General features: G+C 65.6%; 2 protein-coding genes. Both read left to right on the top strand.

Annotated elements, in window-relative coordinates; all coding sequences use genetic code 11:
• Nucleotides 1-17: 17 nt before the first annotated feature.
• Complete coding sequence (locus BLU37_RS27035) at nucleotides 18-6,575, top strand: amino acid adenylation domain-containing protein (RefSeq protein WP_408003638.1); 6,558 nt, start codon at nucleotides 18-20, stop codon at nucleotides 6,573-6,575.
• 1 nt (nucleotide 6,576) lies between these two features.
• Complete coding sequence (locus tag BLU37_RS27030) at nucleotides 6,577-14,514, top strand: non-ribosomal peptide synthetase (RefSeq protein WP_090210465.1); 7,938 nt, start codon at nucleotides 6,577-6,579, stop codon at nucleotides 14,512-14,514.
• Nucleotides 14,515-14,529: the final 15 nt, after the last annotated feature.

Genomic DNA, 14,529 nt, shown 5'->3' with positions numbered 1-14,529 from the left:
TTGAGAGGGAACAACGCGTGCAGGAGTTAATCGAGTCGGTAGGGCAACTCTCGGCGATGCAGCGAAAGGGGTTGGCCACTCTGCTCCGGCAGAAGGGCATCAACCTGTTCGAGATCGCGCCGGTGTTCAAGCGGGCGGCTGATGAGCCGCTGCGCCTGTCCTATGCTCAGCAGCGTCAGTGGTTCCTCTGGCAATGGGCGCCGCAGAGTGCGGCGTACAACATTGCCATGGCCCTGCGGCTGCAGGGCCGGCTCGATGTGACGGCGTTGCAGGGCAGTCTGCAGGCCCTGCTGGCGCGTCACGAGCCCCTGCGCACGGTATTCACCGAGACCGACGGGCAACCCCTGCAAGTGGTGTTGCCCGCCGGGACCATTGAACTGCAGATTGAAAGCCTGGCTGCCGACGAAGGTGACGCGCGGATCCAGGCCTTCGTTCTCGAGCACGGACAGGCGCCCTTCGACCTGCGCCACGGGCCACTGATGCGGGCGGCGCTGCTGCGGGTGGCGGACGAGGAGCACGTACTGGTGCTGGCGTTGCACCACATCGTCGCTGATGGCTGGTCGCTGCAGGTGATGATCGAGGAACTGCTGCAGGGCTACCAGAGCCTCAGTCAGGGGCTGGCGGTGACGCTCCCGGACTTGCCGATCCAGTATGCCGACTATGCGTTGTGGCAACGCCACTGGATGGAAGCCGGAGAGCAGGAGCGCCAGTTGGCCTACTGGCAGCAGCAACTCGGTGGCGAACAGCCGGTGCTGGAGCTGCCGACCGATCATCCACGGCCCGTGTCCCGCAGTTTTGCCGGGGCCAGTTGCAACCTGACCCTTGATCCTCTGCTCAGTGAAGGCCTCAAGGCCCTGGCCCGGCGCGAGAGCGTCAGCCTGTTCAGCGTGCTGCTCGCTTCATTCCAGGCGCTGTTGCATCGCTACAGCGGCCAGGCCGATATCCGGGTCGGCGTGCCGGTGGCCAACCGCGAGCGGCCGGAAATCGAACGCCTGATCGGCTTTTTCGTCAACACCCAGGTGCTCAGGGCCGAGGTCGACGGCCAACAGACCTTCGAGCAGTTGCTGCGCCAGGTCTGGCAGACCGTGCAGGAGGCGCAGGCCCATCAGGACCTGCCCTTCGAGCAACTGGTCGAGGCCCTGGAGCCGGGCCGTAACCTGAGCCACAGCCCATTGTTCCAGGTGATGTTCAATCACCAGGCGCAGAGCCGGGTCAAATCAGCCAGCGCCCTGGACGGCCTGCGCATCGAACCGTTGCCATGGCAGAGCCAGACCGCCCAGTTCGACCTGGTGCTGGACACCAGCGAGCAGGCCCATGGCATCGAAGCGGTGTTCAAGTACGCCACCGACCTGTTCGAGGGCGCTACCGTCGAAGCCCTGTTGCAGCACTGGGCGAGCCTGCTGCGGGCGATCGTCAGCGATCCGCGCCAGCGCATCGCCGAGTTGCCGCTGCTCGACGCGGCGCAACAGCGGCAGGTGCTGGCGCGCTGGAACCCGGCGCCGCAGGTGCATCCGGTCGGGCGTTGCCTGCACCAGTTGATCGAGGAGCAGGCCGAGCGGCGTCCAGACGCTGTCGCCGTGGTCTGTGCCGGTGAGCGGCTGACCTATGCCGAACTCAATGCCCGGGCCAACCGCTGGGCCCATCGGCTGATCGCCCGCGGGGTGAAAGCCGATGTGCTGGTGGGGGTGGCGGCCGAACGGTCGCTGGAGATGATCGTCGCCCTGCTCGCGGTGCTCAAGGCTGGCGGTGCCTATGTGCCGCTGGACCCGGCCTATCCGGAAGAGCGCCTGCGCTACATGATCGACGACAGCGGCCTGAAGCTGCTGCTGGGCCAGGGGCACCTGCTGGAGCGCCTGCCGGTGCCGGCGGAGGTCGAATGCCTGGACCTGGGGAGCGCCGGCGCGGACGGTCACCAGGACAACCCGGTGTGCCAGGTCGATGTCGATAACCTCGCCTATGTGATCTACACCTCCGGTTCCACCGGCAAACCCAAGGGCGCGCTGCTGCCCCACGGCAATGTGCTGCGCCTGTTCGACGCCAGCCGGCACTGGTTCGGCTTCGACAGCCAGGACAGCTGGACGCTGTTCCATTCCTACGCCTTCGACTTCTCGGTCTGGGAAATCTTCGGTGCCTTGCTCCATGGCGGCCGGCTGGTGGTGGTGCCCCACGAGGTCAGCCGCTCGCCCGAGGCCTTCCATGCGCTGTTGTGCGACGAACGGGTGACGGTGCTCAACCAGACCCCCTCGGCCTTCAAATCGCTGATGGCGGTGGCCTTGGAGTCGCCACGCGAGTTGGCACTGCGCCAGGTGATCTTCGGTGGCGAAGCCTTGGAAGTGCAGAGCCTGCGCCCCTGGTTCGAGCGCTTTGGCGAGCGTTCGCCGACCCTGGTCAACATGTACGGCATCACCGAAACCACTGTGCACGTGACCTACCGGCCCTTGTCGCGGGCAGACCTCGAACAGTCGGCGGGCAGCCCGATCGGCGAGCCGATCGTCGACCTGTCCTGGTACCTGCTGGACGATGCGCTGAACCTGACACCGCCGGGTTGCATTGGCGAGTTGTACGTCGCCGGTGCCGGCCTGGCCCGCGGTTACCTGAACCAGGCGGGACTGACGGCCACGCGCTTTGTCGCCAATCCTTTCGACCCGCAGGGTGGGCGGCTGTATCGCACCGGCGACCTGGCGCGCATGCGCAGCGATGGCGTGATCGACTACATCGGTCGCCGCGACCAGCAGGTCAAGATCCGCGGCTTCCGGATCGAGTTGGGCGAAATCGAGTCGCGCTTGCAGTGCCATGCCCAGGTCCGTGAGGCCGTGGTGCTGGCCCTGGATGGACAACTGGTGGCCTACCTGGTGGCGATGGATCCGACGCTGCTGGGCGATACCGCGCGCCAGGCCGCGCTGCGCCTGGAACTGCGCGATTACCTGAAACGGCACCTGGCCGACTACATGGTGCCGGCTCACCTCATGTTGTTGTCGGCCCTGCCGTTGACCGCCAACGGCAAGCTCGACCGCAAGGCCTTGCCAGCTCCCGATACGGCGCTGTTGCAGCAAGCCTATGTCGCGCCGCGCAGCACCCTCGAACAACAACTGGCGGCGATCTGGAGTGAAGTGCTCAAGGTCGAGCGGGTAGGGCTGAGCGATAATTTCTTCGAGCTGGGCGGCCACTCGCTGCTGGCAACCCAGGCGATCGCCCGTGCACGCCAGGTCCTGGGCATCGACGTGGAGCTGCGCAGCCTGTTCGAAACCCCTGACCTGGCGGCCTTCGCCGCCAGCGCCGGGCAGGGCGTTGGCACGTCTGCGCCGGCCTTCGTCGCCGCCGATCGCCAGGCGCCGCTGCGCCTGTCCCATGCCCAGCAGCGCCAGTGGTTCCTCTGGCAGTTGGAGCCGGACAACAGCGCCTATCACATTCCAGCCGCCCTGGCCCTGAACGGCCATCTTGACCCGCAGGCGCTGCGCCGCAGCTTCGTGGCGCTGATCGAACGTCACGAGAGCCTGCGCACCACCTTCGCCGAGCGCGATGGCGAGGTGCTGCAGGTGGTGCATCCGACAGCGACCTTCGAACTGCCGGTCGAGGTGCTGGACAGCACCGATAGCGAATCCCTGATGACGCGCATCGATCGTGAAGTGCTGGCGCCTTTCGACCTGCGGCAGGGGCCGCTGCTGCGGGCGCGCTTGTTGCGCCTCGGCGAGGAACGTCATGTGCTGGTGGTGACCCTGCACCATATCGTCTCCGATGGCTGGTCGATGCCGATCATGGTCGATGAGCTGATCGAGGCCTATGTCGCCTTCAGCCAGGACCGCTTGCCGCAACCCAAGCCGTTGCCCTTCCAGTACGCCGACTATGCGCAATGGCAGCGCGGCTGGATGGAGGCCGGCGAGCAGGCCCGGCAGTTGGCCTACTGGAGCGCCCAACTGGGCAGCGACCAGCCGGTGCTGGAATTGCCGGCCGACCGGCCACGGCCGTCGCTGCAGAGCCATGCCGGCGCCCGTACCCAGGTCGAACTGGAGCGTGCCCTGGTACAGGGTCTCAAGGTCCTGGCGCGGCAGCAGGGTGTGACCCTGTTCATGCTGTTGCTGGCCTCGTTCCAGGCCCTGCTGCATCGCCATTCGGGACAGAACGATATCCGCGTCGGCGTGCCGGTGGCCAACCGCAGCCGGGTGGAAACCGAAGGGCTGATCGGCTTCTTCGTCAACACCCTGGTGCTGCGTGCCGAGTTCGACCTGCACACCCGCTTCGACCAGTTGCTGCAGCAGGTCAAGCAGGCGGTGCTGGGCGCCCAGGCTCATCAGGACCTGCCTTTCGAACACCTGGTGCAGGCTCTGCAACCGGAACGCAGCCTGAGCCACAGCCCGTTGTTCCAGGTGATGTACAACCACCAGACCGAACTCAAGGGGGCGGTGCGGCCGCTGCCGGGGCTCGAGGTCGAGGCGCTGGACAGTGGCAGCCATACCGCCCAGTTCGACCTGACCCTGGACACTTTCGAAAGCGAAGACGGCCTGCGCGCGGCACTGACCTACGCCACCGCGCTGTTCGAGCCGGACACGATCGAGCGCCTGGCCGGCCATTGGCGCAACCTGCTGCAGGCCCTGGTCAATGCGGGTGTGGAGCAGGCGGTCGCCGAACTGCCGCTGCTCGATGCCCTGGAAACGCAGCGGGTGTTGCAGGACTGGAGCCGGATCGAAGGCCATTACCCAGCCGAGCAGTGTGTTCATCAACTGATCGAGGCCCAGGCGCAGCGCACCCCCGACGCGGTGGCGCTGGTATTCGGCGAGCAGCAGTTGAGCTATCGCGAACTGGAGCACCAGACCAACCGCCTGGCCCACACGCTGCGGGACATGGGCGTCGGCCCGGAAGTGGCGGTGGGTATCGCGGTCGATCGCGGGCTGGACATGGTGGTCGGGCTGCTGGCGATCCTCAAGGCCGGCGGTGCCTATGTGCCGCTGGACCCGGAGTTCCCCGAGGACCGCCTGGCCTACATGATGGAGGACAGCGGCATTCGCCTGTTGCTCAGCCAGCGTCCCTTGCTGGCGCATCTGCCAGTGCCGGCGGCGCTGCCGGTGCTGTGCCTGGACCAGGCCGAAGACTGGCTGCCGGGTTACGACGGGCAAGCGCTGTCGAGCCCGGCCCAGCTGCACAACCTGGCCTATGTCATCTACACCTCCGGTTCCACCGGCAAGCCCAAGGGCGTGGCCATCGAACACCATGCCCTGAGCGCCCATTGCCAGGTGGCCATCGAGTACTTCCGCCTGGTGCCAGAGGACCGTGTGCTGCTGTTCTCGACTCTGAACTTCGACGGTTTCGTCGAGCAGCTGTTCCCGGCCCTGTGCCGTGGGGCGGGCGTGGTGATACGTGGCAACGAGGTCTGGGACAGCAGCACTTTCCAGCGCGAGGTGCTGCGTTCGGGGATCACCGTGGCGGACCTGAGTACCGCCTACTGGTACCTGCTGGCCCAGGACTTCTGCCGTCTGGGGCTGCGCGACTTCGGCGCGCTGCGCCAGGTCAGCGCCACCGGCGAGGCGATGCCGGCCGAGGGCATCAGCCTGTGGAAGCAGGCCGGGCTCGAACATATCCGCCTGCTCAACACCTATGGTCCGACCGAAACCACCATCACGGCGAGCTACCTGGAATGCGCGCCCTATGTGCGCGGCGAACTGCCCCGGCCGGCGCTGATGCCGATCGGCCGGCCCCTTGGCGCGCGACGCATGTACATCCTCGACGCCGCGTTCAACCCGGCGGTGCAGGGCGGCAGTGGCGAACTGCTGATCGGCGGCGCGCTGCTGGCCCGAGGTTATCACCAGCGTCCGGGCCTGACCGCCGAGCGTTTCATCCCGGACCCGTTCGACGAACAGGGCGGTGGCCGGTTGTACCGCACCGGCGATGTCACCCGTTATCGCGACGAAGGCCTGATCGAGTACGTGGGGCGCCTCGACCACCAGGTGAAAATCCGTGGCTTCCGTATCGAACTGGGCGAGATCGAGGCGCGCCTGCAGGAGCATGCCCTGGTCCGCGAAGCCCTGGTGATCGACATCGACGGGCCTTCCGGCAAGCAGTTGGCGGCCTACCTGGTGCCGAACGATCCGGCGCTGGCCCTGGCCGATGCCGCCACCCAGCAGGCGCTGCGGGGGCAACTGCGTGACTACCTCAAGGTCGGCCTGCCGGACTACATGGTCCCGGCACACCTGCTGGTGCTGGCACAGATGCCCATGACGCCCAACGGCAAGCTGGACCGCAAGGCATTGCCCAAGCCGGACCCGAGTCTCTGGCAACAGGACTATGTGGCGCCGCGCAACGAGCGCGAGCAGCAGTTGGCGGCGATCTGGGCCGAGGTGCTGCAGGTGGAACGGGTTGGCCTGCACGACAACTTCTTCGAGCTGGGCGGCCATTCACTGCTGGCGGCCCAGGTGATCTCCAGGATTCATTCGAGTCTTGGCATCGACATTCCTCTGCGACTTATTTTCGAGAAACCGCAATTGAACGAATTTTCCCAAGCATTTGAAGACGCGGGTCTGGCCTTGACCGATGACGGGCTGTCCGACATCGAACGCATGATGAACGAAATGGCGGAGGCCTGAGATGGACAAGACCACAGCACAACGGATTGCCCAGCGCTTCGTCGGCCTGCCGCTGGAACAGCGCCGCCAGATCCTGCAGAAAATGAGCGAGACCGGGCAGAGTTTCAGGCTGCTGCCGATCGCCGAAACCCGCCATGACGTCGCTCGTATCCCGCTGTCCTACGCCCAGCAGCAGATGCTGATCCTCTGGCAGTTGGACCCGGACAACAGTGCCTACAACGTGCCCATGGCGGTGCGCCTGACGGGCACCCTGGATGAGCAGGCGATGAGCCGGGCCCTGGTCCTGCTGGTGCACCGCCACGAGGCCTTGCGTACCCGTTTCGTCTCGGTCGAAGGCGAGTTCCACCAGGAAATTCTCGACGAGTCGCTGGTGGCCCTGCAGCGGGTGGACATTGCCGCCGAACCCGGCGAGGACCGCGAGGTGCGTCTGCAGGACCTGGTGGCCGCCGAACTGGCCGCACCGTTCGACCTGTTGCAGGGGCCGTTGCTGAGGGTCCGGCTCTGGCGCCTGGACGAGCATGAGCACGTACTGACCCTGTGCATGCACCACAGCGTCTCGGACGGTTGGTCGAGCGAGTTGCTGGTGCAGGAGTTCATTCGCTTCTACCTGGCCGAGGTGAACGGCAGCCCGGCCGGGCTGGCACCGCTGCCGATCCAGTATGCCGACTATGCGATCTGGCAGCGTGCCTGGCTGGAAGCCAGCGAGGGCGAGCGCCAGTTGGCCTACTGGAAGCAGCAATTGGGTGAGGAACAGCCGCTGCTGGAACTGCCGCTGGACCATGAGCGTCCGGCGGTGGCCAGTCATCGTGGGGCCGTCGTCCACGCCAACCTGTCGCCTGGGCTCTCGGCGCAACTCAAGGCCCGGGCCCGGCAGAACGGCCAGACCGTGTTCATGCAGGCACTGGCGGCGCTGGCCGTGGTACTGGCGCGCAGCAGCGGCCAGGCGGATATCCGCATCGGTGCACCGAACGCCGGGCGCAACCGCGAGGAGTTGGAAGGGCTGATCGGTTTCTTCATCAATACCCAGGTGCTGCGCATCCAGGTGGATGAGCGCGACAGCCTCGAACAGTTGCTGGAACAGGTCAAGCAGGTTGTCAGCGGCGCGCAGTCCCATCAGGAACTGCCCTTCGAACAACTGGTGGATGCCCTGGCACCGGAACGCAACCTGAGCCACAACCCGCTGTTCCAGGTCAAGATCAACCAGAACGTGCTCGCGGCGCGCAGCAGCAGTGCCCCGGTGCAGTCGGCCCTGAGCGTCGAGGCCTTCGCCATTGGCGTGGCCGATGCGCGGTTCGACCTGGCCCTGGACTTCACCGACACCCCGGAGGGGATCGAGGCCGAGTTCACCTACGCCACCGACCTGTTCGAGGCCGCGACCATCGAGCGGCTGGCCCAGGCCTGGCAGCAGGTGCTGGAGCAGATGGTCAGCGCCGCCGGGACGAGCCTGCTAGAGCAGCCGGGCCTGCCTGCCGATTCCCCGGCAGCAGCCCAGGCGCAGTTCCCTTGCAGTGATTTTCTCGCACTCTGGCAGCAGGGCCTGCACGCCGGGCGGGGCAAGCCGGCGCTGCGTTGCGCCGCAGAGTTGATCGACTACGACGAGCTGGAGCGCCGTTCCAACCAACTGGCGCGCCTGCTGCAAGCCGAAGGCATGGGCCCCGGTGATGTCGTCGCATTGTGTCAGGAGCGCTCCATCGACTGGGTGGTGGCAGTGCTCGCCGTGCTCAAGGTCGGAGCGGTGTACCTGCCCCTGGATAACCGCCAGCCGGCCGAGCGTCTGCAGCAACTGCTCAGGGACAGTGCCGCAGCTTTGCTGATCCACACCCCGGGCGATAACGTCTCGGCCAACCTGGGAGTGTGTCCGGCGCTGGCCGCCGAGGCGCAGCAATGGGCCGATCTGGACAGCTCGGCGCTGACGCTGCAGGTCGATCCCGAGCAGCCGGCCTACCTCATCTACACCTCCGGTTCCACCGGGCAGCCCAAGGGCGTGCTGATCAGTCACCGTAGCCTGGCCAACTACGTACAGGCGGTGCTGCAACGTTTGCAACTGGCGACCGATGCAAGCCTGGCGCTGGTCTCGACCATTGCCGCAGACCTGGGGCACACCCAGCTGTTCGGTGCTCTGGCCAGTGGCCGGCTGCTGCACCTGATGACCCATGAACATGCCTTTGACCCGGACAGCTTCGCCTCCTACATGCACGAGCATCAGGTCGATGTGCTGAAGATTGTCCCCAGTCATCTGCAAGGCCTGCTGCAGGCTGGCCGTGCGGCGCAGGTGCTGCCGCGACAACTGCTGATCCTCGGCGGCGAGGCCAGCAGCTGGGCGCTGATCGAACAGGTCCGCCAGTTGGTGCCGGACTGCCGGATCATCAACCACTACGGCCCGACGGAGACCACCGTGGGGATCCTGACCCACGAAGTGCATGAGCGCCTGGAGGGTTGCCGCACGGTGCCGGTTGGCCTGCCGTTGACCAACGACCAGGCACGGGTGCTGGATGCCTACCTGAACCCGGTGGCCGAGCGTGTGCCGGGCGAGCTGTACCTGGGCGGCGCCGGCCTGGCCCAGGGCTACCTGGGACGTGCGGCAATGACCGCCGAGCGTTTCGTGCCTGATCCTGCTGCGCAGCAGGGTGAACGCCTGTATCGGGCTGGCGACCGTGCACGTTGGGTCGATGGCCGAGTGGAATATCTGGGACGTGCCGACGATCAGGTGAAGATTCGTGGTTATCGGGTCGAACCGGGAGAAGTCGCCCAGTTGCTGCTGGGGCTTGATGGCGTGGCTGAAGCGGTGGTGCTGGCACTGCCTTTGGAAAGCGATGCCACCCGCCTGCAACTGGTGGCGTATTGCGTGGCGGCCAACGACGTCACCCTGCAGGGAGACGCCTTGCGTCAGCAACTGCAGGCGGGTCTGCCGGAATACCTGGTGCCGGCGCATATTCTGATACTGGAGCGCCTGCCGCTGACTGCCAATGGCAAGCTGGACAAGCGTGCCTTGCCCGTACCGGGCGTGGCTCGGCAGCGCTACATCGCGCCGGTGGGCGAGATCGAAGAGAAGCTGGCGGCGGTCTGGGCCGATGTGCTCAAGCTGGAGCGGGTGGGCAGCAGCGACAACTTCTTCGAGCTGGGTGGCGACTCGATCCTCAGCCTGCAGATCATTGCCCGGGCCAAGCGCCAGGGGATCAAGCTCAGTCCCAAGCAGTTGTTCGAGAAGCAGACCATCGCGCAACTGGCGACGGTGGCGAGGCTGATCGAGAAAAAGGTGGCGGTCGAAGCGCCGCAGCAGATCAGCGGCGAGCAGCTGTTACTGCCGATTCAGGCCCGCTTCTTCGACATGGATATTCCCCAGCGTCACCATTGGAACCAGTCGGTGTTGCTCAAGGCGCGCGATACCCTGGACGCCGCTCATGTCGAGCGGGCGCTGGCGATTCTGATCGAGCAGCATGATGGCCTGCGCCTGAGCTTCGAAGCACTGGGCGATGGCTGGCGGGCCAGCTACCGGGAAACTCAGCCCGCCGACATGTTGTGGGTTCGCGATCTGTCGTCAGTGGCGCAACTGGCTGGGCTGTTGGACGAGGCCCAGCGCAGCCTGAACCTGGCACAGGGGCCGTTGTTGCGTGCCGTGCTGGTGAATCTGCCCGCCGGTGAGCAACGCCTGTTGCTGGTGATCCACCATCTGGTGGTCGATGGCGTGTCCTGGCGGGTGCTGCTGGAGGATCTGCAGTCGGCCTACAGTGCGATCGCCCAAGGGCAATCGCCAGCATTGGCGGCTCGCAGCAGTTCGCTGAAAAGTTGGACCGAACACTTGCACCGCCATGCGCAGAGCCCACTGATGGAGCAGGAACTGGCTTACTGGCAGGAGCAGTTGCGCGGTGCCAGCGACGCCTTGCCCTGTGATCATCCTGAAGGCGGGCAGCAGCGCCTGCATGCTGCCTCCGTGCAAACCCGGCTGGGGGCCGAACTGACCCGTCAATTGCTCCAGCAGGCGCCCGCCGCCTATCGGACGCAGATCAACGACCTGCTGCTCACTGCCCTGGCGCGGGTCATCAGTCGCTGGACCCGGCAGCCCGACGTGCTGATCCGTCTCGAAGGACATGGTCGTGAAGACCTGTTCGAAGGGCTTGACCTGAGTCGTACCAGTGGCTGGTTCAGCACCCTCTATCCGGTCCGCCTGAGCCCCGAGGATTCGCTGGGTGGCTCGATCATGACCATCAAGGAGCAACTGCGCGCGGTGCCGAACAAGGGCATCGGCTACGGCCTGCTGCGCTACCTCGGTACGCCGTCGGCGCGGCAGACCTTGCAGGCCCTGCCCGAGGGCAGCATCGTTTTCAACTACCTGGGGCAGGTCGAGCAGGGTGTCGACAGCGGCACTGGCTTGTTCCAGCTCGCCGGCGAGGACAGCGGCCAGGGCCAGGACGAATCGGCGCCGCTGGGCAGCCTGGTCAGCATCAATGGTCAGGTGCAGGGCGGCGAACTGCAATTGCACTGGGAGTTCAGTCGCGAGGTGTTCGACACCGCGACGCTGCAGCACCTGGCCGACGAGTATGCCCGGGAACTGGAGGCCCTGGTCGTCCACTGCGCCGCAGGCGCCGGCCAGGGCGTAACGCCCTCGGACTTCCCGCTGGTACGCCTGAGCCGTGAGCAACTGCAGCGCCTGCCGGTGGCGGCGCGGGACATTGCCGATATCTATCCACTGTCGCCGATGCAGGAAGGGTTGCTGCTGCATACCTTGCGTGAAGCCGGGTCCGGTATCTACCTGATGCAGTACTGCTACCTGATCGACCATGCTATCGATCAGGCAGCCTTTACCCGTGCCTGGCGCTCGGTGGTCGAACGGCATGAGGTACTGCGTACCTCGTTCTGCTGGGATATTGGCGACACCATCGTGCAGATCGTCCGTCGCCCTGTCGCTCCGGACATCCGTTACATGGACTGGCAAACGGTGGAGGCCGCCGATTACGAGGCCCGCCTGGAGGCCGAACTGAGCGCCGAATTGCAGCAGGGCTTCGACCTGGCCGGCGAAGTGCCGTTCCGTCTGCGGCTGATCCAGCTGGGCCCGCAGCGCTACGGTTTTGTCCTGAGCAATCACCATATTCTGCTCGATGCCTGGTGCCGCATGGGGATCGTCGCGGAGTTCTTCGAGCTTTACGCTGCCGAGGTCGAAGGTCGCTCCACACAACTGCCGTTGCCACCGCGCTACCGGGATTTCATCGCCTGGTTGCAGGGGCACGATGAGCAGGTGTCGAGGGCTTTCTGGGAGCGTGAGCTGGCCGGTTTCGAGCAGCCGACCGCGTTGCCGTTCGACCGGTTGATCAGTCGTGATGCCGGTACTTCGTCGACCGGCGACTGCCTGGCTCGCCTCAGCAATGAACAGACGCAGCAACTGTCGCGGATCGCCCAGTCCAGCCAACTGACCCTCAACACGCTGGTGCAGGCGGCCTGGTCGGTGGTCCTGCACCGCTACAGCGGCGAGCGCGACGTGCTGTTCGGGGTCACGGTTTCCGGGCGTCCCGTCGAGTTCCCCGAAATGCAGGCCACGGTGGGACTGTTCATCAACAGTATCCCGCTGCGTGTGGGGATTCCGGGTGCGCACAACCCGCAGACGGTCAAGGCCTGGCTGCAGGGGCTGCAGGAGCACAACCTCGAATTGCGCGAGCATGAGCATCTGCACCTGGTGACCATCCAGGGCGGTAGCGAGGTCGGCAAGGGCCAGGCGCTGTTCGACAGCCTGTTCGTCTTCGAGAATGCGCCGATCGAGGACAGCATCGGTGAGCAGGCCGATAGCCTGAAAATCGAGTCCGGTTCCTCGCGGACCCACACCAACTACCCGATCACCGTGGTGATCTATCCGGGCTCCAGCCTGGGCCTGCACCTGTCTTATGACCAGCGCCTGTTCGAGGTGGCAACGGTCGAGCGCTTGTTGGGTGATCTGCGTGAGGTGCTTGAGGCGTTTGCCACAGGGATCGAGCTGGACTTCCAGGACCTGGTGGCGACCTTGCAGGCGCCGATGGCCTTGGGTATCGATACCGTCAGCGCGGTCGATGGTGACCTCGAGCAGGGTTACGCATCGCTGTTCCAGCGTACCGTGCAGCGCGTTCCGGATCGTTTGGCGGCTACCTGTCAGGGCCAGAGCTGGAAATACGCCGAGCTTGATCAATACAGCGCACGCATGGCGCAGGCGCTGCGAGCCGCCGGAGTGATGGACGATGATCTGGTGGCCGTTCTCGGTGAGCGCGGCCTGCCGCTGCTGGGCATGGTGGTCGCCGGATTCAAGGCCGGCGCCGGCTACCTGGGGCTTGACCCCGCGCTGCCGGCCCAGCGGTTGGCGGAGATTCTCTCCCTCAGCGGCAGCGGTGTACTGGTCTGCAGTGCCGGTTGCCAGGCGCTGGCCGAGCAATTGCTGGCGCCTATTGCTGCACAGGCCCGTCCGCGGTTGCTGGTCTGGGAGCAGGTACTGGAACAGGGCGGGGCCGACGGGTTGTCGCTTGACCTGCCTGTGAGCAGTGCCCGGCACCTGGCCTATGTGATCTTCACCTCGGGTTCCACCGGCCTGCCCAAGGGCGTGATGGTGGAGCAGGGCGGGATGCTCAACAACCAGTTGAGCAAGGTGCCCTACCTGGGGCTGACCGAGCACGATGTGATCGCCCAGACCGCCTCGCAGAGTTTCGACATTTCCGTCTGGCAACTGCTGACCGCCGGCCTCTGCGGAGCCCGCGTCGAGATCGTGCCTTCGGCCATCGTCCAGGACCCGGCCGCGCTGCTCAGGCATGTGGAGCAGACGGGCATCACCGTGCTCGAGGTGGTCCCGGCGCTGATCCAGGGGCTGCTCGACCAGCCCGTGGCCCGCCTGGCAAGCCTGCGCTATCTGCTGACCACCGGCGAGGCGATGGCCCCGGCGCTGGCCGAACGCTGGTTGCGCCAGTACCCGGCAATTCCGTTGATCAACGCCTACGGTCCGGCCGAATGTTCCGATGACGTTGCCCTGCACCGGGTGCAGTTGCAGGACCGTGAGCGTGCCTATCTGCCGATTGGCCTGGATACCGATCACAATCGTCTGAGCGTTCTCAATGATCTGCTCGAACCGATGCCGGCACGCGCCACCGGGGAACTGCATGTTGCCGGCCTGGGGGTCGGCCGCGGCTACCTGGGCGACCCGAAACGCACGGCGCTGAGTTTCGTGCCGAATCCGTTCGGCGATACGCCGGGGGAGCGCCTTTACCGCACCGGCGACCTGGTTCGGCGCCGGGCCGGCGATGGCGTGCTGGAGTACGTCGGGCGCACGGACTACCAGGTGAAGATTCGCGGCTTCCGCATCGAACTGGGCGAGATCGAGGTCCGGCTGCAGCAGCACGAGGCGGTGCGCGAGGCAGTGGTAGTCGACATCGATGGCCCGGGTGGCCGGCAACTGGCGGCCTACCTGGTGCCAAGGGACAGCGACTGGACGGCGGACGATGTCCCGGCCTTGCGCGATGGGCTCAAGGCGCACCTCAGGGAGCATCTGCCGGAGTACATGGTCCCGACGCACCTGGTGGTGCTGGAGCGGATGCCGTTGACCGCCAACGGCAAGCTTGATCGCCGGGCCTTGCCCAAGCCGGATGTCAGCCTGTTGCAGCACCACTATGTGGCGCCGCAGACCGAGCAGGAACAGCAATTGGCAGATATCTGGGCCGATGTGCTGAAGGTCGAGCGGGTGGGCATGGACGACAACTTCTTCGAGCTGGGTGGGCATTCGCTGTTGGTCATGCAGGTGATGGTACGCCTGCGTGACCAGTTGCATATCGACGTGTCGCTCAACGAGTTGTTCGAGTTGCCGGTGTTGGCCGACTTCAGTCGCACGATCCGGCAGAAAACCGGCCAAAGTGGCCAGGCACAGGATGAATTGGCTAAATCGCTGGCCGCCCTCAAACGTCTTACTGCGGAGGAAATCGATAATTTGATCGCATAGCGGGAGAACATCAAA

The organism is Pseudomonas asplenii (genome assembly GCF_900105475.1).
GTDB classification, from domain to species: domain Bacteria; phylum Pseudomonadota; class Gammaproteobacteria; order Pseudomonadales; family Pseudomonadaceae; genus Aquipseudomonas; species Aquipseudomonas asplenii.
Note: the sequence above shows the minus strand (reverse complement) of the source record. Positions and strands in the feature narration are given on the sequence as shown.